This is a genomic window from Arthrobacter sp. NicSoilB11 (genome assembly GCF_019977375.1).
Taxonomy (GTDB): Bacteria; Actinomycetota; Actinomycetes; order Actinomycetales; family Micrococcaceae; genus Arthrobacter.
The window spans coordinates 2399912-2423166 of the sequence record NZ_AP024657.1 but is presented as its reverse complement, the minus strand read 5'-3'; the positions used below and the strand labels follow the sequence as shown (position 1 = coordinate 2423166).

Genomic DNA, 23255 nt, shown 5'->3' with positions numbered 1-23255 from the left:
CATCAAACTTCAGGAAGAGTGCAGGTATGCCCGTCGGCGTCCATGGGATAACCGCAGAGCGGGCATGCCGGACGCCCGGCACCCACTACCTCCCGGGTCCGTTTGGCGAATGCGCGGGCGGTGCCCACCGGCATCCGCACCAGCAACATTTCGGCCACGTCAGCGGCGTTCCCGGCAAGCAATTCGACGTCTTCATCAGCACCGACTTCAATGATCGGGTAGGCCTCTATCACAACCTGCGCCGTTGTCGGGTCCCAGCCCAAACTCATGGCGCCGGCCCTGAACTGCTCCTGGACTGCCTCGAGCTGGTCATTGTCGACGAGCTCGATGGGAGTACCCGTGGGAACACTGAAGGGATTGCCGTCAAGGGCGATGAGCTCGTCGAGGATTTCGTCAATCTTTTCGGCGAGCTGGGCAGACTGCTGCTTCTCCAGTGCGATGCTCACAATTTGCCTACCTGCACGTACCTGCAGGTAGAACGTTCGCGCCCCTGGAACACCAATGGTGCCGATGACGACCCGGTCAGGCCAGGCAAACTCATGAACACGTGTGGGCATGTCAGTAGTTTAGGCGCATCAGGCTTCGTGCGCCGTTTGCCCGGCGGCGCCGCCGACCCGCGCATCGCCGATGTTGGTGCCTTTCGAGGGCCACAAAAGAGGTTGCCATCCACCCAGCCTCAACGGAATTCTCGCCGGCCCCGGTGACAGCAGGGGTGATACCCGGTCCGTGGTTACCGGTGCAGGCGCTCACGCCAGTCTGCGGGTACCTTGTCTGGCGGTGCAGGTGCTGGCTGCTCAGGTGGCCTGGACTGGGGATCCGGAAGCCTTGGACCACGGAAGAACTTCTTCGTGGTGTGATCGTAGAACCATTCCTCCCCGGGTTCGAAAGACCGTACGACAGGGTGGCCGGTGGCGCGCGCGTGGGCACTGGCATGCTGCGAGGGAGATGAATCGCAGCATCCAATGTGGCCGCACTGGGCGCAGCGGCGAAGATGCAGCCACCAGCCTTGGCCGTCACCGTTGAGGCAGTCCAGGCACCCTGATCCGCTGGGCTTGGCGGCGAGGCTGATTCCAGGAGGAGGGCGGTTTTCCTCGGGGTCTTCCATTTCATCCCTCCGGTACTGCTCAAGTTCGGGTCCCTGCTTGCCTGCCGTCGGAGCCATTCTGGCAGAATTCGCGCGCCCCCGGAATGACAGAATCGAGGTAAAACGGGGTCCCAGACAACTCCGTCCCCGGTGGCGAAGGAACGTCCGGGAGGCAAGGGAGAACCCTTGTCCCCAATGTCCTTGCGCGAGTATCGTGAGCGCCACCGAACCATAGAACCGGAAAGACGGCGGCCATGGATGACCCGGTTCCGATCATGCTGATTGCCACCACCGACGCGACCTCCCGGCGCATGCTCGGAGATGAGTTGCGCCGACGGTACGGTGCCGATTACGAGGTGGTGGCCTGCGACGGCCACGCCCACGGACGGGCGGTGCTGGAGGGGCTCCGTCGCTGGAACCGCCAGGTCGCCCTCATTCTCGGGTGCTACGGTCCGGCTGACCGCGGGGGACTTGATTTCTTGCGGCGTGCCTACGGCTTCCACCCGGCCGCCAAACGCGGTGTTGTGGTGACATGGGGTGACTTCGAAAGCGCCCCGACTGTGTTCCGGGCGGTAGGGCAGGGGTACGCCGAGCTGGTGATCATACGTCCGGAACGTTCACGCGACGAAGAATTCCATGGGGCGATAACCGACGCCCTTGATGACTGGCAGTTGGCCCAAGGGGTGGGGTTTGAGGCGGTCCGGCTGATTGGGGACATAGGCGACGAAAGGACGCATACGCTGCGCGACTCCCTGAGCCGGAACCACATCCCGGTGGGCTTCCACCCAGTTGGGTCCGAGACGGCGGAACGGACGCTGGAGAGCCTGGGCCTGCGCCATCCCGCGTTGCCGGTCCTGGTGCTGGAGTTCACTGCTTCACCAGTTGTCCTTGAGAACCCCAGTGACCTGGAGATCGCCGAAGCGATGGGGGTGACGCGGCCTCCTCCGGCGGACAAGATCTTCGATGTGGTGGTTGTGGGAGCAGGCCCCTCCGGTCTCGCGGCCGCCGTGTATGCCTCCTCCGAGGGCCTTTCGACCATGGTGGTGGAGGGGGAGGCTGTGGGAGGCCAGGCCGGCACCAGCTCGTTGATCCGCAACTACCCTGGCTTTTCACGCGGTGTGAGCGGCGCCCACCTGGCCTACCGTTCATTTCACCAGGCCTGGACTTTGGGCGCTGACTTCCTGTTCCTGCGGAAGGTGGCGGGGCTCAGCGCGGACGGCCCGCTGTACATTGTGTCGATTTCCGATGGGAGTGCGGTGCGGTGCCGCGCAGTTGTGGTGGCCACCGGTGTGGACTACCGCCGCCTCGGCATACCCCAACTGGAGGATCTGGTGGGCAGAGGCGTCTTCTACGGGGCCACCGTCTCCGAAGCGCCGTCGATGGCCGGAAAGCATGTCTGTGTCGTGGGGGGCGGCAACTCGGCCGGACAGGCGGTTCTGCACCTTGCGAGGTATGCGAAAAAGGTGACGCTGCTGGTGCGTGGACCCACCCTGTCCGCCAGCATGTCGGAATACCTCATTTCCCAACTTGAAGCCACCCGGAACGTCGCGATCCGCTTTGGCACCGCAATCGTGGGGGCCCGGGACCAGGACGGATTCCTTGCCGCCGTCAGGGTCGCCGCATCCGGAGCAGCCGAAGCAATCGCGGGCGAGGAGATCGAAGCGGGCGGCTTGTTCGTGCTGATCGGTTCAGTGCCGCGGACCTCCTGGCTGCCCGACACCGTAGAGCGTGATCCGGCCGGTTTTCTCCTTACAGGTGCCAGGGCTGTCAGTGACGCCGGGATGGACAGGGCTCCGCTGGCGCTGGAAACCAGCATGCCCGGCATCTTCGCGATCGGTGACGTGCGGGCCGGTTCCATCAAAAGAGTGGCCACCGCAGTCGGGGACGGTGCCACCGTGGTCTCAATGCTTCACGCCTACCTGGCCGAAAACCCCCTCCCGGCCTCGCCCCCTGCCGCTGGCGGGCCGGCCGCACCCGAGGAGCAGCCCGGTGATGTCCGCTTCAACTGAGGCCATTCCACTGATTGCACCGATGCGGTGGCTGCTCTACGTCGCTGCATTCCTGGTGTTTCTTGCCGGGCTCGTGCTGTTCGTGTTTCCGCTCCGGACCGATGAATTCTTTGCATGGACGGTCAATCCGCCCATGACGGCGGTCTTCCTCGGGGCGGCATACTGGTCGAGCGCCGGCTTGGAGGTGGCGGGCGCCCGTTCGGCAGGTTGGGAGTCGGCGAGGCTGGCAGTATGGCCCGTGTTCGTCTTCACGACACTGACCTTGGGAGTCACCCTGCTGCATCTCAACCGCTTCCACCTGTCACCGGACACGGCCCCCACCGCCCAAATAGCCACCTCGGCGTGGCTGGCAATCTACGCCATCGTGCCCGTGGCAATGGCCGTCACCAGCTGGATACAGATCCGGTCCCGGCGTCCTGCCCCCAAATCCGTAACGGCGGGACTGCCAGTACTGCCGCCTGCGCTCCGAATGCTCATGGTGGGTATTGCCGGGGTGCTGCTCATTTACGGCCTGGCACTCCTGGCGGCACCCATTCCTGCCGCGAAGTGGTGGCCGTGGCCACTGTCCGAACTCACTGCGAGGGCGATCGGGGCGTGGCTGATCGGTCTTGGGTGGTCTGCCGCGCAGGGCCAGTCGAGCCGCTACCTCCATACCGTCCGGCCCGTGGCCCTGACCTCCGTTGTCTTCGTCATTCTGCAGGCGCTTGCCTTGCTGCGGTACGGCGGTGCCCTGGCATGGCAGAGCGCCCCCGCAATCGGCTTCGTCACCATGCTTCTTGCCATTGGAGTTGCCGGCGGATGGGCACTCGGACTTTCCCGTTCGGCGACTTCTTCCCGGGGTCCCGTTCCATCGGCGTGAGCCTGATCGGCAGCGCTGAAAACCTCAGCGCAGACTCATCAGTCCTCCCGCAACAGCGGAGAGGCGCCGGGAGGAGGCAAGCCCGAGGTGATACACGTGCAGTTCCCTGGCTCCCGCCGCACAAAGCACCTGCCACTCGCTTGCCAGCCTGCCGCCGTCGGCCGTCTTCGGCGGCAGCGCCAGGACATACGCACCCACCCGCAAGCCGGCGGCCAACATGGCTTCGACCGTCACGGCGCCTTCGCTGGGCTCGCCCCAGCAAGGTACGACGGCGGTGAGGTCACCCCGGTGCCCCCAGAGCCTGCTCCTGCGGAGCGCCTCCACCGGAACGAAGGGCCCCGTGGCCCAGGGGTCCGGCGTGGCGTGCAGCGACAGCCGGGGGCGGGAGCCGGTGGCTTCGATCGCTGCCAAGCACTCATCCAGCAGCATCGCCGTGGCATCCCACCGGACCTCCAGGAGGGGAAGGAACGCCGCTGCCCCGGACGCAAATGCAGCTGTCATTCGGGCATCATCGGCCTGCGCGACGGCAGAGCGGACCCGGCTTTGATACCCGGCGGCGGGCAACCCGCGGGCCTCGTACCCGGTGGCGCATGCATCGCAGAAGCACAGCGACAACAGCGCCTGCACCCAGGTTGAGTACTCGGCTCCCTCGGTCTTCTCATGCCGGTTCTGGTGGCTGAAACCCAGCGGACCCGCCGCTTCGAGGATTAACCCGTCCGGCTGTCCCATCTCCAGGACTTGGCGCACCAGGGACGCAGCGTAGGAGCGGACCTGAGGCTGCGACGGGCACAGCGCGTACCTGTAGACCTCGTCGAAGGCATTTTGTACGCAGAGGCCGGGGCTGTTTCCGCCCACTGCGCTGGAGTGGGTCAGCACCGTCCACGCGTCCACGGGAAGGCCCTCCGCCTGAAATGCCGCTGCGGCCTCGCCGAATCCGTTCTCCGTCCCGGTCCATTCCCTCGCGTTGCCGGGTATCAGCTGCCGGCCTGCGAAAGCACCGCCATCCGGAACGTAGAGGGCTGCCGACCGGGCGTCCACGACGCGCCGGGTGGGATGCCGTGGGGTTCCGGCCCGCACCGAGTGGTATGCGGCCGCAAGCGCCACGCGGTCAACGCCGGTGTCCCTGACCCATGACACCGCCTTCGGGTCGCCCAGTACATCCCACGGATAGAGATAGCCGGGAACCTGCATCACCTGCGGACCTACCACCGGGGGAGGGCAGCCGTGAAGTCGGGGACAAAACGCTGCATGTAGCCCGTGTCATCCCGCGCCGTCATGCGGGCGTCCAGGTACTGCTGGTGGAGTTCAGCCAGTTTCTCCCGGTTCAGCTCCACGCCAAGGCCGGTGCCGGTGGGAACCGGCACGCTGCCGTCCACAAACTTCAGGGCTCCGGGCTTGACCACGTCGTTGTGCCCGTTCCAGGGATAGTGGGTATCACAGGCGTACGTCAGGGCAGGCGTTGCGGCGGCGACGTGGACCATGGCAGCAAGGCTGATGCCAAGGTGGGAATTGGAATGCATGGACAATCCTATTCCGAAGGTTTCGCAGATGGTGCCCAGTTCCCGGGTGTGGCGGAGGCCGCCCCAGTAGTGATGGTCACCGAGGATTACTTGGACGGAATCGAGTTCCACACTCTTTTTGATGTGGTCGAAGGCCACGACGCACATATTGGTGGCAAGCGGCATGGGGGCAGCAGCCGCGACCTGGCCCATTCCCTCCAGGCCCGGCGTCGGATCTTCCAGGTACTCAAGCAGCCCGCTCGTTTCGGCCGCCACCCATTTCGAGGTCTCCACCGTCCAGGCAGTGTTGGGGTCCAGCCGGAGCGGAAGGTCCGGGAACGCTTCACGCAAAGCCCGGATAGCTTCAATTTCACGGGCGGGTGGAAAGACGCCGCCCTTGAGTTTGATGGATTTGAATCCGTACTCGGTGATCATCCGGCGAGCCTGCCGGACGATGCCCTCCGGATCCAGCGCCTCGCCCCAGCCGTCGGAAATGGCCGGGCGTCCATCGTGAGCAGGGTGTTCAGCCCACTTGTAGAAGAGGTAGGCGCTGAAGGGGACCTCGTCCCGCACAGTGCCGCCGAGCAGTTCGCTCACGGTCCTGCCCGTTGCATGCCCCTGGATATCCAGGGCAGCGACTTCGAAGGCGGAGAAGACAGCAGCCCGTTCAAAGGCAGAGAGATTTGGGTCCAGCGCCTGGTTGATGAGCCGCTCCATTGTGGAGGTTTCAAAGACACTGACGCCCTTGATGGCATTGGCGCCGGCGGCGAGGTTGTCCAGGCGGCTCTGGCCGCCGGCACATTCGCCCAGGCCCAGGAGCCCGTTGGCGGTGCGGACTTCAATGACCACCCTATGGACCAGGGGCTCGTGGACGCCGACGGCGTTCAGGAGCGGCGGATCGGAAAAAGCGATCGGTGTGATGGTGATGTCGTTGATCGTCAGGTCTGCCGCGGTGGCAGGAACAATTGAGCTGATATTCATGGAAATTCTTTCGTGGAGGGTTGGGGAGGCCGGGCCTTCCCTAGCCCTTGGTTGCGCCCGAGGTGATGCCGCGGATCATGGAGCTTTGCAGGAAGAGGTACACCAGGAGGCTGGGAATCATGGCCATCAGGGCACCCGCCAGCAGCACGCCGGGTCCGACTGTGGTGTCGTTGCGAAGTACCGCCAGTGCCACGGTCAGGGTGTAGTCTCCGGGGTCATTGGCCGCGATGAGGGGGAGGAGGTACTGGTCCCAGACCATCATGAAGCCGAAAATCCCGATGACGCCCAGCGCCGGCTTGCACAGAGGCAGGATGATGGTGAAGAGCATGCGGAACTCACCCACCCCGTCAAGCCGGGCAGCCTCCTCGATTTCCGCGGGAATCTCCTTCATGAATTCGCTCATGATGAAGATGGAGAAGCCCCAGATGCCCACCGGCAGGATGACGGCAAGGACGGTTCCCCGCAAACTGATGCCCAGCAGCGGGAGGTCACCCAACACCAGGGACAGGGGGATGCCGATGATCTCCTCGGGGAGCATCATGGTCATCAGGACCAGCAGGAGGACCAGGGCCTGTCCCCGGAATTTCCTGCGGCTGAGGCTGTAGGCGGCGAACACGGAAACGGTCATTTGGAGCAGGAGCCCTCCGCCGGCCACCACCAGGGAGTTCAGCAGGTAACCCCACAGACCCTGCTGCTGTGCTGCCTGGAAGTTCTGGAGCGTGAATGTCTTGGGCAGCAGCGAAATCTCGGTCGGGCTGGAGTTCCGGTCAAAAGCGCCGGAGATGATGGCCAGGAACGGCAGGGCGAAAATGCAGAACACCAGTGCGCAGAGCAGCATCCGCAGGACCATGTTGGGTCCAAAACGGGGCGACCATCCCAGGGCCGTGTCGAACCTGGCGGAGGACGACGGCCTGGCCGTGCGGGAGTTCTTTCGGGTCAGTGTCTGGCTCATCGTGCTGCCTTCCTTTTGGCCAGGAGCTGGGTTCCAACGGTCAGGAGCAGGGTGGCCACCAAGAGCAGGACTGCCGCGGCAGAGGCCACGCCAATATCGTTCCGCTGGAATCCCAGGGAATACATGCGGGTCATCCACACCTCTGTTGAGCCGGCCGGGCCGCCTCCGGTAAGTACGTACACTTCCGTGAAGCTGCGCAGGCTGCGGATGGCTGCCAACGTCAGGACGATCACCAGTGAAGGACGAAGGGCCGGCAGCGTGATGTACCGCAGTCGCTGCCAGACCGTGGCTCCGTCCACGCCCGCAGACTCATATAGGGAGCGGTCCACCCCGGTGAGCCCGGCAAGGATGATCACCATGTTGTAGGGCGCGCCGCTCCAGATGCCGACGACGGCGATGGACCACAGTGCCGTGTCCGTACCGTTGAGGAACTGCAGCGGGCCGAGTCCTAGCCAGCCCAGGATGCTGTTGAGGGGTCCGTCCGGTGTGGGGAAGTACAACAGGCGCCAGATTTCGCCCACCACAGCCAGCGCCGTGACGACAGGCAGGAAAATGGTGGTGCGGAGGATCCACAGTGACCGTGCCTGCCCTTCCAGGAGCAGGGCCAGAAGAAAGCCCCCCACCAGTGCGCCGAGGGTCTGGGTGACGCCCAGGACCACAGTGTGTCCGAGGGCCTCCAAGAAGCGTGCATCCGTCAGCACGCCAACATAGTTGTCGAAGCCGACGAAAACGTCACCCAGGAACGGCTGCACTTTGAAAAAGCTCAGCCGAATGCCTTCGGCCATGGGGATGAATTTGAAGTAGAGGCCCAGGACGGCGGCCGGCACCAGGAACAACCAGATGGCCATGGTCTGTCTGCCGTTGCGGCGTTTGCTGCGGGGGGCCGGTGGCGCTGACTCCGGCTCCGCCGTCAAGGCACCTGCCGGTTTCGTTGGTGTTGCGGTCATGACTTGGCGTTCTGGCTTGTCAGTTCGTTGGTGATGGCCGAGTCGAGATCCTTAAGGCCGGACGCCACGTTATCCGCCGCGCAGTCCGAGAAGATCTTGTTCAGGGATTCGGCGGCTGCCTGCTTGATCGGCACGAAGTTGATGGCCGAGGGGAAGGACTTTGACGAGTTCTTCAGCGCGTCCTGGACGACGGTCCACCGGGGATCGTTGTAGACGGCGGCAGCATCGACGTCGGAATTGACGGGTACGCGGACAATCGGCTGCTTGCCGGCGGTCATGCCCGCCTTTTGCCCGTCGGCGGACACGAGGTAGTCGATAACCTGCTTTGTCTGGTCCTTTTTGCCGTTGGTGGCAGTGACATAGATGTTCTCGCCTTCGGCCAGGACTGTGTTGTCCACCGAACCCTTGGGAGTTTCGATGACTTCGTACCGGTCCTTGCCCAGCGCCGTATCAAACGAGGAGAAGTTGTAGGGGCCGGTGAGAATGATCCCGGTCTTTCCGGTCTGGAAAAAGGGTGACGCAGCGCTGGTGGCCGCCGTCAGTGCGCCCGGCTGCGTGTTGCCGGGCGTGCAGAACTGTTGCTTGATCCAGGTGACGCCTTTCTGGCTTTCACTGCTTGCGGCGGAAGCGGTGTACTTTCCGTTGCCGTTGTCCTTCAGGTAGGCGCCGCCGTCCTGCCAAAGGTACGATGAGGCCCACCAACCCAGGTATCCACGTTCGGTGGATCCCGGAACGGTCATCCCGAAAGTGTCTGCCTGGCCATTTCCGTCCGGGTCCTGTGTAGCGAATGCGGTGGCCAGCGCCGCGAGGTCTTCCTGCGTCTTGGGAACGGGGAGACCCAGCTTCTCGCGCCAGTCCTTCCTGATCATGGTCACCATCGTCTGGCGAGAGAACGGGACCCCGTAAGTAGCCCCGTCCTGGCCCACTGCCTCATTCCACAGGGAGTCGGAGATCTTGTCGCCTCCGTCCACCGCTGACTTGTCCAGTTTCTGCAGGTAGCCCTGGGAAGTGTAGTTGCCAAGAGCCGCGGAGTCGTTGATGACGATATCCGGAAGCTTCTTGGAGGCCGCCCTGGTCTGCAGTTGCTGGTCCAGGTCCGGCACCCCCTGAAAGTTGACCGGGATACCGGTCTTTGCCGTGAATTCCTTGAACAGCGCCGCGTAGGTCGTGGAGGCGTCGGTGCCGGCGCGCGCCCAGACCTCGAGGGGCTGGCCGTCATCCTTGGCCGCAGGGGCGGACGACCCGCTGCCACAGCCCGTCAGCAGGGTGGCTGAGGTCACCGCCAACGCCAGAGCCGCACGGGAGCGTGCCTTGAGCTTCGAATCCACTCTGATTCTCCTTTTACATATATAAACATCTGCTATCATGTGAAACATACTTCATGAGAGTATGATTAGCATCACAGGCTGTCAACCATTGGAGGAAACTTGCCGGCAGCACAGAAAGCACAGGCGATCGCCATGACGGGTGGTGCCGGCATGATGGCCACGTTGCTGCGTCCCTACCTTGCTGATGCCGGATATGAAGTCCGGCTGCTGGACCTGGTGGAAGCCCGGAATTTGCGTCCCAACGAGGTTGCCCTGGTGGGATCCGTAACTGATCCAGATTTCATGAACACGTCCCTCAGGGCCACATCCGGGGTTGTCCACCTGGGCGGACTCCACCGGGAAATGACCTGGCAGGAAATCGTTGCCACCAACATCACCGGCACCCAGGTGACGCTGGAAGCAGCCCGCCGCAACGGCGTCGAACGCGTATTGCTGGCCAGTTCCACGCACGCCGTGGGCTTCCACGACCTTGCTGATGCCGCGGCGGATGCTGTACTTCCGCCGCGGCCCGATACGTACTACGGGGTCAGCAAAGTGGCCGCGGAAGCGCTCGGCAGCCTGTATGCGGACAAGTACGGAATGAAAGTGGTCAGTGCCCGGATAGGTACCGGCGGCCAGCGCCCGGGCAACGCCAGGACCCTTGGTTCGTGGCTTTCCCCGGCGGATTCGTTCAGGCTCGTGGAGGCGGCGCTGAACGACCTCGGTGCCCCGGGCCATCACGTGGTGTGGGCTGTCTCGGCCAACACCCGCGGCTGGGCGAACCTCCAGGCAGGACGGCGCATCGGCTACGACCCGCAGGACGACGCGGAGCTCTATGCCAATGAGGTCGATACTTCCGGGGGGAACGCTGAAACGGGACTCCTTGGCGGGTTTTGGGCCAGCGATGGTCATAGGGTAGGTATGGACAACTACCCGCACCTGGCCGCGAAATGAGCTGCCGCAGTCCGGTGCGGCGAAAGGGGGAGCGGTAATGGCACCGCTGGATGTACAGGCCGGCACGCGGGGGGACGCGCCCGGCGACGTCAAACTGGTCAAGTCCGCAGAGCGGACCATCGCCATCCTTGAGCTCCTGGCGTCCGCTCCGCAGCCGCTCACCACCGCCGAGATCTTCAAGCAGACCGGGTATCCCCGTTCCAGCCTGCACTGGCTGCTGTTGACGCTCCTGGAACTCAACTGGATCGAGCAAACACCGGAGGGCGCCTATAGGATCGGCACGCATGCCCTGCTGTGCGGTACGGCGTACCTGGACAGGGATCCGGTGATGGAACACGTTTCGGCCATTCTGGAAAAGGTCCGCAATGCCACGACCTTCACTACCCACTACGCCCGCATCGACCGGTCCGACGTCATCTATCTTGCAACCCGGCAGGCTGTAGACCGGCGCCGGCTGTCCTCAAGGGTAGGGCGCAAGCTTCCGGCCCAAGTGACGGCCCTGGGCAAAGCCATCCTCTCCGAGTACACGGATACGGAGGTCCGGCAGCGGCTTGGCGGCGGGCCCTATCCCCAGCTGACCCCGAACAGCGTCCCTGATTTCGAGGCGCTTCAGGCCGAGCTGACTGAGTTCCGGAAGACGGGCCATGCCATTGAGTGGGAGCAAAACACGGTGGGGCTTTGCTGCGTTAGCGTGGTGGTTCCGTACCGCATCCCCGGGACGGACGCCATGAGCTGCTCCATGCCGGTGGAACTTGCCACAGACGACGTCATCTCGAAAACCGTGGAGACGCTCCACTCAGCCGCAGGTGAACTGGCCCGGACCCTTCGTGCCGCGGGGATCCGGTAGGTCCGGAGTCTGAGCCCAACCGGGCACTTGCGCGACACGAGCAGATCGGTAACCGCTAGTCTGAAACCATGACGATGGGGGACGCAGCGCAGGAGCCGCTGGTTCACATTCAGGACTTCCGGATGGACTTCGGGGACACCACGGTCATCCGGGATCTGTCCTTCGACGTGCACGCGGGGGAGACGTTCGGTTTCCTGGGGTCCAATGGATCCGGGAAGACCACCACTTTGCGGGCGCTGCTGGGCATCTACCAGCCCACCGCGGGGATCCTGCACATAGGGGGCAAAGCCTTTGAGCCCCGCGACGGGGCCCGTCTCGGATACCTGCCGGAAGAGCGCGGCCTGTACAAAAAGGAACACGTCCTGGATGTCATGGTCTACTTCGGCCGGCTCAAGGGCCTGTCCAAGGCCGCGGCCCGGTCCTGGTCCGGACACTACTTGGAGCGGGTGGGTCTGGCCGACAAGGCAAAGTCCCGGTTGGACAAGCTCTCCAGCGGCCAACAGCAAAAGGTCCAGTTGGGCGTGACGATCATGAACGATCCCGAACTCCTTATTTTGGACGAGCCGACCAAGGGCTTTGACCCCGTGAACCGGCGGCTGCTGATGGACATTATCGAAGAGCACAAGCGGGCCGGCGCCACCGTCATCATGGTCACCCACCAGATGGAAGAAGTCGAACGGCTGTGTGACCGGGTAATCCTGCTCAAGGACGGAGTCTCCCACGCTTACGGGACGGTGGAAGAGGTCCAGGAAGAGTTCGGCGGCACCGTCTACCGGGTCACCCACGACGGACCGTTGCCCGCATCGGCACTGTTCGACGTCGTCGACGACGTGGACGGGGTCGCCGAACTGGCGCCGCGCCCCGGGTCCAGTGAGGCCGCGGTGCTGCGCGAGCTGGTCGAAGCCGGGGCCGTGGTCCGGTCATTCACGCCGGCCCGGATCTCCCTGGATGAGATCTTCATCAAGGTGTACGGCGAACAGCACGAACTGGCGGAAGGCTGAACAGGGCATTGGGACAGCACAACCTTGGGACCGTGATCGCGTTCGAGTTCTTCCGGACCATCAAGAAACGGGGCTTCGTCATCGCAACCCTGGCGCTGCCGGTCATTCTCATCATTATCTTCGCCCTCGTGTACGCGTCCAACGCCAGCACAAAGGACAGCGCCGCCGCCCAGAAGAGTGCGACGTTCGCTTTCATGTACACGGACGCCTCTGGAATCATCATGGCGTCTGCCGCCGAGTTGGCCGGCGGAACAACTGCCAGCGACCCCGAAGCCGCGATCGCTGCCGTGAAGGACGGCGCCTCGGAGGCATACTTCGCCTACCCTGCCGATCCGGCCAAAGAGCCGGTGAAGGTGTACGGTGCTGACAAAGGCACGTTTGAGAACGACAAGTACGAGGCCGTGGCCAAGCAGCTGCTCGCGGTCTCGGCCCAGCACCAAGTCGGCTCACCCCCGCTGACGGCGGCCCTGACCGGGACCGTAAAATTTGACTCCGAAATATTCAAGGACGGCAAGGCCGCCGCGGGCGTCGGCGGGATCATTCCACCACTGCTGTTCCTGGTCATCTTCTATTTTTCGATGATCCTTCTTTCGAACCAGATGCTGAATTCCACCTTGGAGGAGAAGGAAAACCGGGTCACTGAAATGATCCTGACCACCCTGAATCCAACCACCCTGATCACCGGCAAGATCATCTCGCTGTTCGCCGTCGGCCTGGTCCAGATCCTGGTGTTCCTGGCCCCGGTCGGATTGGCCTACCTGTTTTTCCGGAACCGCCTTGCCCTGCCCGAGGTGGACCTGTCATCCCTGGTCTTCGAACCCGGCCCCATGATCACAGGGGCCCTTCTCACGCTGGGTGGATTCGCCGTCTTTACCGGGGTCCTGGTGGCCATAGGGGCGATCATGCCGACCGCCAAGGAAGCCGGGACCGTCTTCGGCCCGCTTGTGGCCATGATGTTTATCCCCTTCTACACATTCAGCCTGATCATCTCCAACCCGGGCGCGCTGGTCGTGCAGATCTTCACCTACTTCCCGCTGACCGCTCCGGTGACCGCCCTGCTCCGCAACGGGTTCGGCACCCTGAACCCAGTTGAATCCGCCATCGTCATCGTCGAACTCTTCGTCGTCGGCCTTATTATCCTGCGGCTGGCTGTCCACCTGTTCCGGTACGGGTCCATCGAATACGGCCGGAAACTCTCCATCGCCGGAACCTTCCGCCGCCACGACCTGGCCACCAAGTAGGCGGGGCGGGTGGCAGGCATAGCGTAGGGAATCTGGTCCCCTGCGGTGCCGAACACATAGGATGCGAATTCCACTACTGATAGAAAGAATCCCGTGAAGCAGAGTATTTTCGCCCGCGTGGCCCAGTTGGCCAAGGCAAACCTCAATGCCCTCCTGGACTCCGCGGAGGATCCGCAGAAAATGCTGGACCAGATGGTCCGGGATTACTCGGAGAATATCCGCGAAGCCGAGGCCGCGATCGCCCAGACCATAGGCAACCTCCGGATGCTGGAGGAGGACCACAAACGTAACGTCGCCGACGCCAACGAATGGGGCCGCAAGGCTCTGGCCGCGTCCAGGAAGGGCGACGAGTTCCGGTCCGCCGGCAACCTCGCCGATGCGCAGAAGTTCGACAACCTCGCCAAGGTTGCCCTGCAGCGGCAGATGGCCGCCGAGAAGCTCGTGAAAGACGCCGTACCCGGGCTTGCGGCCCAGAACGAAGTGGTCGACAAGCTCAAGGGCGGGCTCGACCAGATGAAGGGCAAGCTGCACGAGCTGACGGCCAAGCGCAACGAGCTGGTAGCCAGATCCCGGACGGCGGCCGCGCAGTCCCAGGTCCACGATGCCCTCAAATCCCTGGACGCCGGTGATCCGACGTCGGCCATCGGGCGGTATGAGGAGCGGATCCGACGCCAAGAGGCCACCGTTCGCGGCCAGCAGGAACTCGCAGCCTCATCCCTCGATGCCCAGTTCGCCTCCCTGGAAGACCTCGGAGAGCAGACCGAAGTGGAAGCACGTCTGGCCGCCCTCAAGTCCATCGACCGGAAGGCCATTGACTCCCAGGCTCCTTGAAGCCCCGGGATCCCGCCGGTCCACCGTCGGGGCATGGCTGACTGCTGGGCCGCGGCCGCCAGGTAATACCGGGCGGTCGCGTCAGGCCGGCGACAGGTCGCCGTCGGCAGCAATGTGCCATGCCGTTTACGTTATGGCCCCACTGCCAGCGGAGCCTTGCGTCTCCACGCTCTGGGCTGCCTGCCCGACGTCAGCCGGCAGCCGGCGTCGGGCTTTGGCCAAGGCAACGAGCAGGGTCAGGACGGTGCCCAACCAGGCAAGCCCGGCGAGAAAAACCAGCCCTATTGCCGCTAAGGGGTGCATGGCCAAAGTTTAGGACGGCGCAACTGGGAGTTGCGGAAGCAACTCCGCACCGAAGAGCCGAAAGATTGTACAAGCCACCCATGGGTCGGAGCTGGGGCGGCCTGGTTCGGGGCGGTGCGCGGCTGGCCAAGTGGAGCCGGCGGGCCGTGAAGAAACAAGGCAAGCCAGGCGGCACCAAACACGTAGGGGGCGAGCACGCAGGTCAATCAGGGGTGGCTGGAGTGCACCCCGACACGACGAAGGGCGCGCCCCGTTCGCTGAGCGCGCCCTTCCCGTAAAAGGTGTCAGTGCTTGAATGCGTCCTTGACCTTTTCGCCGGCCTGCTTCACATCGCCCTTGGCCTGGTCCGCCTGGCCTTCCGCCTTCAGGCTGTCATCGCCCGTGGCGTTACCGGCAGCTTCCTTGCCTTTTCCGCCCGCTTTCTCGGCAGCGTTTTCAATCTTGTCGCCTAGTCCCATGGTGTCTCCTCCTCTGGTTGGCAGCCGTTCGCATTCGGCTTCGCTCATAATAAGCATGCTTACCAATAGGTTGGCAAGTGATGGGTATCCACAGCAGCACCGGCCGGGCAACAAGGAGGCGTTCCGGAAGCCCCGCCTGAGGTGGGGACTTTGGTCCCTGTGTTCCGGGTGAAGGGCGGGGTTTACTGGTGCGTTGGGACAGGCGAAGCCTGTCTGCAGAGCGATGTGGCTCTGCAGGACCGAGCACGGAGATGCCCCGCTAATGAACCTCAAAGACCGTTGGGACCGCCTTGACCCTGCCACGCAGAAGTGGCTGATCGACAACCCGGGGTGCCAGATGCTGCCCAGGACCATCACGGCGGTGATCTCGAAGGAAACCGGGGAGGACCTGGCCACAGGGCAGCACGGGCAGGCGCTCGTCTCCGGTGAGGATCACGACTTCATCCGCTCGAAGATAAAAGGCGCCTCCATGGCCTGACAAGGCTCTTAGCTCTCACCGGGCAGCGCTCCAGCCGAACGGATCGGCGCCCGGGGGAGGCCGGGGATGCTGACGGCGGGCAGGGGTGACAGCCTCAGCCGGTCACCCGTACTCCGGCAACAGCTCCCGTCCAGGGTGCGTCTCCCGCCGCGGGCAGGGACAGGTGTGCGGAAACGTAGCCCTGTTGAAGCGTGATGACTTGGGACGTGGACCCTGGGCAATCCACTGTGAGCTCGACGGGCCAGAGTATGACCTTGGGATTCTCCTGCCGGATGAAGACTTTGGCGTTGGCAGCACCGACGCACGCAGCAGTGACCGTGTACGTGCCCGCCGCGGGGACTTCTTCCGTCGTGCCAAAGCCCCTGCCGGGGCCGTCCAGCGGACCCTTTTGAAAAAGGAGAACCGGGCCCTGCACGGCCAGGAGAAAGCTGTCCAGGTCCTGGTAGTTTCTGGCCTCCCGCTCAAGGATCAGGGGGTCAGTGGGGCGGGTAGCGGATGCCGTCATCCGGGAGGGTTCAGGTGCGGCCGTGCGGTCAGCTTCGGCTGCCGGGGCGTGTGCCGGATCGGGGTAGTCATAGGAGCACCCTGCCGTGCCGGCTGCCGTTACCAGCACACACAGGGGAAAGGCGAGCCGGCGCCGGAGGCCTTTCGTTTCCACGGTTCCACGGTGGCCACGCCCGCGGTTCAAATCAACCACGACCCTGCGGAATTCGCCTACCCGGCCCGGCCGTCTTCTCGGCAAGGCGCACCACGGAGGTATGACGGCTCCAATGGTGGAGGCGGCCATCGAATCTGGCGCCAATCTCCATCGGGCTAATCGTGGGCCCCATTCTGATGTGACCGGGTTACAAAGTGTTCGACCCTGCGGTCCGGCACCAGCCAGATAAGGGCCACGATGGTGTAAACGGCGAGCCCGAGCAGGGGCTGGACAGGGGTTAGCGCAATGCCAAGGAGATAGATCAGCGGCGACGCTTTGCCCTTCCAGTCCCGGCCGACAGCACTGGCGAGGGCCCCGTCCTTGCCCTGAGCAGCAATCAGGCGGCGCTCCAGGATGAAGTATGCGATTGCTGCGCACAGCAGGTTGATCCCGTACAGCAGCACAGGGACCTGCGCGAAGCCGGACTCATCCATCCATCGGGTTGTAAAAGGAAACAGCGACAGCCAGAACAACAGATGGAGGTTCGCCCACAGGATGGCCCCATTAACGCGGCTCGCCAAATGGATCATGTGGTGGTGGTTGTTCCAGTAGATTCCGACATACACGAAGCTCAACAGGTAGCTGAAGAGGGTGGGCAGGACGCTGGCCACACCTTCCCACGTTGGTTCCTCCGGGGTATGGAGTTCCAGCACCATGATGGTGATGATGATCGCCAGGACACCGTCGCTGAACGCTTCCAGCCGGTTCTTGTTCATTGGGCATGCTTCCTTCGGGTGACTCTGCGACTTCTTATGTGGCTGCGTGCGACACGCCATGGAGCGCCACTACCCGAGGTGTACAGCGTTCCACTCCAAGAGCCGCCATTCGGCCAGTCCCTCGGTAATAAAAGGGTCTGCAGCGACGAAACGCTCGGCCTCCCGTCGGGAAGTGAAAATGCCCATGGAACTAAGCTCCGGGTCAGCCGTTTGGAATGGACCCAGGGCCACGAGCCCCCCGCCTTCCGCGTGGAACGCCTCGTAGTAGGCCTTGTGGCGCGGGTACGTCTCCATGACACGCGAGCGGTCGATGCCTTCACGGACGGTGTAGATGACGACGCATTCCATGCGGCCGAACTTACCACCTCCTGCACCTACGGCACGGCAGGAATCCGGTGAGGAGCACCACACTAGGCGGAACTAGACGTGGCGGGTGTAGGAGGAGCCCGAGGGGGTTCGCTGCAGCAGTCCGAAGTCAACCATGTACCTTCGCAGCAGCACCACGTCGTCCGTGTAACTGAGAAGCCGTTCGTTGACCTGCCTCTCAGTGAGTTCTTCCCCAGGCGCCATGACCTCGTCCGCGATCCTGGCAAGGAGTTCCCGCCGTTGCGCCAAGTTTGACGGGTACCTTTCGATGCGTCCAAGCCGCATGAACCGATCTGTCCCGATTTGTGGTTGACGCTTGGGCTGTTGGGCGAGAAGGTCGCGAAAAATCGTCTGGGCCGCCACCAGCCGCCCGGGCGCGTGCTGTTCCACGAGTCCGGACTCAAGCAGACTATCGATGGCCCGGTTTCGCCGCTGTTCCTTCACGTTGGGCAGTACGTCTGGCGCCGCAGCTCCAAGCACGATTTGGGCGTACGCGGTCCTGGCATCGTTGTTGCCAAGCGTCGCCAGCACACGCCGCCAGTGCGGGCCGCTAGTTCCCCTGCCTCCGCCCACGTCCACGCTCCCCTCACCCGCTGGCCCACGCCGCTGCGTCGCGGCGTGCTGGGAGATAGTAGCGCCGATGCCCTGGTTCCAGGAAGCACAGGCGCCGGGGACATGCAGCTGGGGCGCAACGCCCGACGAGGTCTCCCGTCCCCTGCCCGGCGATAACCTCGTGCCGAAACCAGCCTTCAACGCCACGAGGGAATCTCACACCGACTCCGGCCGGACATGGACGTCATTTACGATCCCACGCTGAAGGTGGGCGTATCCGCGCGCCCCTTCGCCAGCTGGTCCGCGTTCCGACGCCGGCTCGAGATGTCCCTTGTCAGGTTCCGCGTCGAGTTCAGGGACCAGCCTCCGTTGCGCCGCCGGCGGGAATGAGCCCAGTGGCGGCGCAAGCACGGGCCGTCGGTTACCGCTTCCCGGCCTTGGCATAAAGAGCCAGGAGGTCTCGGCTGAATTCGTGGGGCGACGTTTCGCTGGGGCTGTGGCCACCCCTGTAGACGCCGATCCGGGCCCGGATTGACTGGGCGAAGAGGCGGTGAAGCTGGAGCGGCCACAGGTCGTGTTCGCCCACGGCCACAAACTTGGGAAGGGGCGCCTCCGCCAGTTTTTGCCGAAGATCCGGAACGTTCTGCATGAGCGTATAGATGTCCCGGACCGAGGCGCGGCGGGTGAAGCGGAACCGGTAGTTGACGAACCGCCGCCTGCCCTCCGGTACGTGCACCACCTTGCCGCTCCGGATGCCCCAGATCAGCAAGGCAGCACCCACCCGGCCGTTCACCCACGTGCTGAACCGGCCGATGCGGCTCACGCCCCTGAAACTCTGGCCTGGCTCCGGCGGACAGCTAAGCAACGTGAGGGACCTGAAGAGCTCCGGCCGCTCCCCATAGGCGAGTTGGGCAATGATTCCCGCGAAGGAATAACCCACAACATGGACTGGGGTGGCAGTGGTCTCCAGAACTGCAAGGAAGTCGTCCACGAAAAGCCGGTAGTCATAATGCTTGCGTGGCGGCACCAGGTTCCCGGGGCCCGCTGCCGCTGACTGGTACTGCCCAGCCAGGTCGTAGCTCAGTGCGAAGTAACCGGCATTGGCCAGGTCGGGCATCATGAGGGAGAAGTCCTCTTTGGAACCGGTTGCTCCGGGCACCAGCACAACGCTGGGATTGCCAGGATTGCCCAGCGTCATGGCGGCGAGCCTGCCACTGGGGACATCAATGGATCGGTGGACAGCGCCCGGCGGTGGAGTGAACCAGTCAACGTCCCCCAGCTCCGCATCGAGCAAGGCGGCCGCGTCCACCAGGGCGGAGCCAAACTCCTCGGGGTCGATCCCGTACCCGTTCCGGTCCAGCTCTGCCATGGTCCCAACATAGTCCAGTGCCTTGAATTTATTCAGGGGCAGGACCGGTGGACCGTTCAGCCACACCGCGGACGAACGCGTGAAGGCGCCGGTAGACTTCCTGGGATTCGGGGTAGCGGTAATCCTGTTGCCAGGTGTGTTCGGTGTTGAGGCTGTCCCAAGGGTAGATCAGGGCATCCACTGGAACGTCGTGTTGTTGCAGGCGCTCGATGAAATTCAGGTTTGCCCGGTAGAAGTAGTCACGCTCGGACGTGGTGAGGAACACGGGCGGATGGGTCCCGTCCAGCCACTCGATCGGGGACAGGAAACCCGCGGCGCTCCTCAGCCGCGCCACGGTCCGTGGTGGAGAGGGCCGCTTACGGCCATTGCGTGCTCCCGGACCTGCCGTTGCCCGGGATGCAGGCGGCAACAGCATACGGACGAAGTTCAGGCTGAGGACAAATCCGCTGTTAAAGAAGACCGAGAAATCCACTGCGCTGCAGTGTTGGACGAGCCCTTTCAGGTGTCCCGCGGGAACTGCCGGCCGCAGGGCATAATGCGCCGCCAGTTCGGAACGCAGGCTGGCTGCGGTCAGCAGGGCAGCGATCTGTCCGCCGGCCGAGTCCCCGCCCAGGATCAGCCTCTTGGGATTCCCGCCGTACCCCTCGATGTTGGCGGCAACCCACGCCAGGGCGGCATTGGCATCCTCGAGCACATGTCCCATGGCGAACCGGGGCGCGTGCCGGTAGTTGACGTTGACCACCACCATCCCGCCCACTGCCTGGTTGGCGCAGTACTTGGTCAGGGCTGCCTTGTCACCGGATGTCCACCCGCCACCATGGAAGTAAACGTAGACGGGAAGCAGCTCCGCCGCCACAGCCTCTGTACCAGGAGAGTCAGCTGCGGGCTGCAGCGGTGTCAAAACGTCGAGGCGGTGGGCGCGGAGGGCATCACCCACGTAGTCAATGTCGTGCACATATGCCACAGCCGTGATTGGGTCGGTGTTGAACCGCGCCTGCTCCCGGGCACTCACGGCGCGCATCAGGACGCGCCATGTCCATACGGGTACGCGGCGCAACAGGGGCCGGGCGCTCCTGACCGACTGAAACACCCCGGAACGTGCAGCCAATGTCATCCCTGCAATTTTATCCCCGAATGCTGGCCCCTTACGTCTTGCCGCCCCCGAGGATCCGCCGTGCGTCCTCCTGGGCCTGAAGGGCCAGGTCAGTGACCACTTCACCCCGCACATGCCCGGCGGCCGACATGATGCTCCGGAGTTCGGAAACCGTCCGCGCCGGGTTTGCCCCGTGCGCCACGGCGTGGCAGTTATGGCAAAGCGGAATGAGGTCGGCGATGGGGTCAAGCTGGTATCCGCTGCCAATCATGGCCGGCGGCACCACGTGGTGCACGGCTGTCGCTCCGGTACCGGCCTCACCGTAAGCGGACTCAAAGGAGAAGCCGCAGGCGGCGCACGACGTGCCGTGGAAGGCCAGGCAGGCCCGGCGGGCGTCGGGGTCCCGCTCAAAGCGGTTCACCTGGATATGGCTGACGCCGCCCGGCGGAAAGGTTCCGGCAACCACCTCGGTGGGATCCGGCGTCGTGGGCCCGTATTCCCTCCACAAGCGTTGCAGAACAGGCCAGGACGACGGCGGCAAGGTCACCAGGGAGGGGCCGTTCGCCTTGGCCCAGAGGTCACCGGGAAAGGCCTCCCGCAGGGTCCCGGGGCGTATTTGCTCGCCCAGCGGGAGCAGTGCGTCGAAAGCGACTGCGATGAACCAGTCGTTGGCATCGGAATCATCGCCTGCGGCGGCCTGGTAGGGCTCCGATGCCACCGACCCGTGACCGATGAGGCCGCTGCCTGCATCATTGCCGCCTTGCACCAGGAGCCACGCTTCGGTCCCCGGGAGGATGTCAGGGCAAAAGCCGACGCGCCAGCGGTCCAGGAACCTGCCGGACTGCGCCACCTGCGCGACGACGGCTCCGTAGTCCCAGCGGTGCAGCCCGTTCGTGTCGCAGCCAAGAATTACTGCCGCCACTGCCCACCAAACCCAGCCATTCGCCGTCGATCCCCAAGCCCCTGCAGCGGGATTTAGATCGGTTCCTTGGCCAGCGCCTTGGTCTTGGGGGGCGTTTCCCGCCCCAGCCGTTCATCAAGCGTGACGCGCAGCCTGGCCGCGGCAACCTGGACCCGGTGCTCGGCAGGCGTGGGTTTTTTGCCCGCGGGCTTGGTACCGGTTCGGGGAGTGTGGACAAGGCGGTGTTCAGGCGATGCTGCGCTCATGGTCCAGCCTCCTTGGCACTGTCTTCATCCGTCATTCCATTCTCGCCTAAGTTGTCCGGGCCGTCCACGACGGCACTCTCCTGCCCTGGGCCGGCGTCGGCATCGTCCCCGTTCTCGTCCCCGGACACACTCTTCCAGGCGATGTCGAACAACTCGAGTTCCTCGGTGCGGGCCAGTTCGCTCCTGGCAAGGACTTCCAGCGTCGCCAGGCCCAGCGCCTTTGTCCCTGCATCCGGGTCCAACGCCCGGTCGAGCGCCCACTGGGTGCGGCGCCACCATTCCGCCCGGCTGTCCGCTTCGGTCTTTTGCCGCAGGGCGTCGGCGTCCGCTTCGCGCTTTTGGTCCAGCGCGGTCTTGTCCGCGGCAGTGCGTTGCTTGAGCGTGCGCCAGTTGATGTAGAAGGCCAGCAGGGCTGCGATAAGAACGGCCAGGGGTCCAAGCCCGGCAAGGATGACCCACCAGTCCGCCGGGCCCGAATGGACGACGACGTCCAGCGGGCCGGGGGAGGGAACAGGGGTCACCGAACCAGCTTAGGAGGAGGTACGGCCTGTGGCCCGGCCGACACTCCTGCCGCGGCCTTCTCCATCATGCGCCGCGCCGGGAAATGAGGACCGGCCCGTGCGCGTGGTGCAGTACTGCGTGGGCGGTTGATCCGATGGTCTCCCGGAGGATGCCGCGGCCCTGGGAACCCAGCACCACTATCCGGGCTTCCGAGGCGGCTTGCAGGATGGCGTTCGGGACCGAACTGTCCGTGAGTATCCTGCCGTCAACGGAGATATTGGGCGCCAGGGTTCGTGCACGGTCCACAACGGATTCGAGAACTTCCCGGGCGCCAGCCGCTGCTTCCTTCCCGTCCAGCCGCGTGTAGCCGGCGGGCTCGTGATGGACGTGGACCACCGTAAGGCGTGCGTGCCACTCGGAAGCAACGGCGCACGCGTCTTCCAGTGCCGAGGGGGAACCTGATGCATCGACGGCGGCGACGACGGGTCCGCCAGGATGGGTGTCCTCCCGGATCACGGCCACCGGGCAGGTGGCGGTGGCCGCCAGTTCCAGGCTAACGGATCCCACCAGGAGGCCAAGGAAGCCGCCCAGGCCACGGCTGCCGACTACGAGCATCCTCTTGCCGCCGGAAATTTCGGCCAAGAGCTGTGCGGGTAGTCCGTGGAGCAGGGTGCCGCGGATCTGAAGCCCTGGAACTTCCGCTGCAGCATGCGAGACCCCTTCTTCCAGGACGGCCTGGGCGGACTGCTCAAGGCCGCTGCCTGACACACCTGGAACCGGACCGAGGTGCCTGGTCAGCAGCTGCCACAGGGAACAATGCACCACATGAAGCGCGCAGTTGGTGGCACGGGCGTGGCGCGCCGCCCACCGGACGGCTGCCGCGGCTCCATCCGAACCGTCATAGCCGGCCACAATCGAACCCGCATCCTGCATCACCTGGCTGCGCTCCTCATCAGACCGATCCTCGCCGGCGGGACCTTCGGCCCTTTGGCGGCCCTGCCCCTTGGTTTCATCCTGATTCCAGGAATCCATCCTGATTCTAG

Annotated in this window: 28 protein-coding genes; 9 read left to right on the top strand and 19 right to left on the bottom strand. The window is 64.2% G+C overall.

The window, feature by feature from the left end; all coding sequences use genetic code 11:
• Positions 1–2: 2 nt before the first annotated feature.
• Both LDO14_RS11180 and LDO14_RS11175 read right to left on the bottom strand, forming a co-directional pair.
• Entirely contained in the window at positions 3–557 is a 555-nt protein-coding gene (locus LDO14_RS11180) for a DUF3090 domain-containing protein (protein WP_056390609.1), read from the bottom strand.
• A 173-nt stretch (positions 558–730) separates the two neighbouring features.
• The gene (locus LDO14_RS11175; protein ID WP_082581721.1) at positions 731–1105 is read right to left on the bottom strand and encodes a UBP-type zinc finger domain-containing protein; all 375 of its coding nucleotides are present in this window, start codon (positions 1103–1105) and stop codon (positions 731–733) included.
• A gap of 233 nt (positions 1106–1338) precedes the next feature.
• Between LDO14_RS11175 and LDO14_RS11170 the strand changes: the two genes are divergently transcribed.
• Complete coding sequence (locus LDO14_RS11170; protein WP_223991756.1) at positions 1339–3093, top strand: FAD-dependent oxidoreductase; 1755 nt, start codon at positions 1339–1341, stop codon at positions 3091–3093.
• Positions 3077–3952, top strand: a complete 876-nt coding sequence (locus tag LDO14_RS11165; RefSeq protein WP_223991754.1) for a hypothetical protein — start codon at positions 3077–3079, stop codon at positions 3950–3952. Before LDO14_RS11170 ends, LDO14_RS11165 begins: the two co-directional genes overlap by 17 nt.
• A 24-nt stretch (positions 3953–3976) precedes the next feature.
• Here LDO14_RS11165 and LDO14_RS11160 read toward each other — a convergent pair whose 3' ends face one another.
• From LDO14_RS11160 to LDO14_RS11140, 5 genes are read right to left on the bottom strand one after another with little or no spacing between them, the layout of a single operon-like run.
• Positions 3977–5143, bottom strand: coding sequence for a hypothetical protein (locus LDO14_RS11160; protein WP_223995188.1), 1167 nt, complete (start codon positions 5141–5143; stop codon positions 3977–3979).
• A gap of 11 nt (positions 5144–5154) precedes the next feature.
• On the bottom strand, positions 5155–6432 hold the full coding sequence (locus tag LDO14_RS11155; protein WP_223991752.1) for a glucarate dehydratase family protein: 1278 nt from the start codon (positions 6430–6432) through the stop codon (positions 5155–5157).
• 40 nt (positions 6433–6472) lie between these two features.
• Entirely contained in the window at positions 6473–7384 is a 912-nt protein-coding gene (locus LDO14_RS11150) for a carbohydrate ABC transporter permease (protein ID WP_018769423.1), read from the bottom strand.
• Complete coding sequence (locus LDO14_RS11145; protein ID WP_223991750.1) at positions 7381–8331, bottom strand: sugar ABC transporter permease; 951 nt, start codon at positions 8329–8331, stop codon at positions 7381–7383. Before LDO14_RS11145 ends, LDO14_RS11150 begins: the two co-directional genes overlap by 4 nt.
• A complete protein-coding gene (locus LDO14_RS11140; RefSeq protein ID WP_223991748.1) occupies positions 8328–9659 on the bottom strand; it encodes an extracellular solute-binding protein in 1332 nt (443 codons plus the stop codon). The genes LDO14_RS11145 and LDO14_RS11140 overlap by 4 nt, the downstream gene beginning before the upstream one ends.
• 99 nt (positions 9660–9758) lie before the next feature.
• Between LDO14_RS11140 and LDO14_RS11135 the strand changes: the two genes are divergently transcribed.
• From LDO14_RS11135 to LDO14_RS11115, 5 genes are all read left to right on the top strand, one after another.
• The gene (locus tag LDO14_RS11135) at positions 9759–10592 is read left to right on the top strand and encodes an NAD(P)-dependent oxidoreductase (RefSeq protein WP_082581728.1); all 834 of its coding nucleotides are present in this window, start codon (positions 9759–9761) and stop codon (positions 10590–10592) included.
• A 37-nt stretch (positions 10593–10629) separates the two neighbouring features.
• Entirely contained in the window at positions 10630–11439 is an 810-nt protein-coding gene (locus LDO14_RS11130) for an IclR family transcriptional regulator (protein WP_018769419.1), read from the top strand.
• Positions 11440–11513: 74 nt separating this feature from the next.
• A complete protein-coding gene (locus LDO14_RS11125) occupies positions 11514–12440 on the top strand; it encodes an ATP-binding cassette domain-containing protein (RefSeq protein ID WP_223995186.1) in 927 nt (308 codons plus the stop codon).
• 32 nt (positions 12441–12472) lie between these two features.
• Positions 12473–13681, top strand: a complete 1209-nt coding sequence (locus tag LDO14_RS11120; protein WP_223991746.1) for an ABC transporter permease — start codon at positions 12473–12475, stop codon at positions 13679–13681.
• Between the two features lie 93 nt (positions 13682–13774).
• The gene (locus tag LDO14_RS11115) at positions 13775–14512 is read left to right on the top strand and encodes a PspA/IM30 family protein (RefSeq protein ID WP_056390588.1); all 738 of its coding nucleotides are present in this window, start codon (positions 13775–13777) and stop codon (positions 14510–14512) included.
• Positions 14513–14638: 126 nt separating this feature from the next.
• Here LDO14_RS11115 and LDO14_RS11110 read toward each other — a convergent pair whose 3' ends face one another.
• Together LDO14_RS11110 and LDO14_RS11105 are read right to left on the bottom strand one after the other, a co-directional pair.
• Positions 14639–14815 (bottom strand): hypothetical protein, encoded by a 177-nt coding sequence (locus tag LDO14_RS11110; RefSeq protein ID WP_018769415.1) that lies wholly within the window; start codon positions 14813–14815, stop codon positions 14639–14641.
• Positions 14816–15099: 284 nt separating this feature from the next.
• The gene (locus LDO14_RS11105) at positions 15100–15273 is read right to left on the bottom strand and encodes a CsbD family protein (protein ID WP_018769414.1); all 174 of its coding nucleotides are present in this window, start codon (positions 15271–15273) and stop codon (positions 15100–15102) included.
• A gap of 262 nt (positions 15274–15535) precedes the next feature.
• On the opposite strand from LDO14_RS11105, the gene LDO14_RS11100 reads away from it, so the two are divergent.
• Complete coding sequence (locus LDO14_RS11100; RefSeq protein ID WP_018769413.1) at positions 15536–15751, top strand: hypothetical protein; 216 nt, start codon at positions 15536–15538, stop codon at positions 15749–15751.
• A 94-nt stretch (positions 15752–15845) separates the two neighbouring features.
• Here LDO14_RS11100 and LDO14_RS11095 read toward each other — a convergent pair whose 3' ends face one another.
• From LDO14_RS11095 to LDO14_RS11080, 4 genes are all read right to left on the bottom strand, one after another.
• Positions 15846–16409: a hypothetical protein gene (locus LDO14_RS11095; RefSeq protein ID WP_018769412.1), complete on the bottom strand. Its 564-nt coding sequence runs from the start codon at positions 16407–16409 to the stop codon at positions 15846–15848.
• A gap of 155 nt (positions 16410–16564) precedes the next feature.
• Complete coding sequence (locus LDO14_RS11090) at positions 16565–17164, bottom strand: TMEM175 family protein (RefSeq protein WP_018769411.1); 600 nt, start codon at positions 17162–17164, stop codon at positions 16565–16567.
• A gap of 69 nt (positions 17165–17233) precedes the next feature.
• The gene (locus tag LDO14_RS11085; RefSeq protein WP_134164675.1) at positions 17234–17512 is read right to left on the bottom strand and encodes a YciI family protein; all 279 of its coding nucleotides are present in this window, start codon (positions 17510–17512) and stop codon (positions 17234–17236) included.
• Positions 17513–17584: 72 nt separating this feature from the next.
• A complete protein-coding gene (locus LDO14_RS11080) occupies positions 17585–17779 on the bottom strand; it encodes a DUF2087 domain-containing protein (RefSeq protein WP_263422472.1) in 195 nt (64 codons plus the stop codon).
• A gap of 540 nt (positions 17780–18319) precedes the next feature.
• Between LDO14_RS11080 and LDO14_RS11075 the strand changes: the two genes are divergently transcribed.
• Complete coding sequence (locus LDO14_RS11075) at positions 18320–18472, top strand: hypothetical protein (RefSeq protein ID WP_208324257.1); 153 nt, start codon at positions 18320–18322, stop codon at positions 18470–18472.
• Between the two features lie 31 nt (positions 18473–18503).
• Here LDO14_RS11075 and LDO14_RS11070 read toward each other — a convergent pair whose 3' ends face one another.
• The 6 genes from LDO14_RS11070 to LDO14_RS11045 form a co-directional block, all read right to left on the bottom strand.
• Positions 18504–19451, bottom strand: a complete 948-nt coding sequence (locus tag LDO14_RS11070) for an alpha/beta hydrolase (protein ID WP_134164677.1) — start codon at positions 19449–19451, stop codon at positions 18504–18506.
• A 28-nt stretch (positions 19452–19479) separates the two neighbouring features.
• The gene (locus LDO14_RS11065) at positions 19480–20565 is read right to left on the bottom strand and encodes an alpha/beta hydrolase (RefSeq protein WP_223991736.1); all 1086 of its coding nucleotides are present in this window, start codon (positions 20563–20565) and stop codon (positions 19480–19482) included.
• Positions 20566–20596: 31 nt separating this feature from the next.
• Positions 20597–21466, bottom strand: a complete 870-nt coding sequence (locus tag LDO14_RS11060) for an HNH endonuclease (RefSeq protein WP_018769405.1) — start codon at positions 21464–21466, stop codon at positions 20597–20599.
• Between the two features lie 53 nt (positions 21467–21519).
• A complete protein-coding gene (locus LDO14_RS11055; protein ID WP_134164678.1) occupies positions 21520–21711 on the bottom strand; it encodes a hypothetical protein in 192 nt (63 codons plus the stop codon).
• Entirely contained in the window at positions 21708–22232 is a 525-nt protein-coding gene (locus tag LDO14_RS11050; protein ID WP_018769403.1) for a hypothetical protein, read from the bottom strand. The genes LDO14_RS11055 and LDO14_RS11050 overlap by 4 nt, the downstream gene beginning before the upstream one ends.
• A 64-nt stretch (positions 22233–22296) precedes the next feature.
• On the bottom strand, positions 22297–23244 hold the full coding sequence (locus LDO14_RS11045) for a universal stress protein (protein WP_223991733.1): 948 nt from the start codon (positions 23242–23244) through the stop codon (positions 22297–22299).
• Positions 23245–23255: the final 11 nt, after the last annotated feature.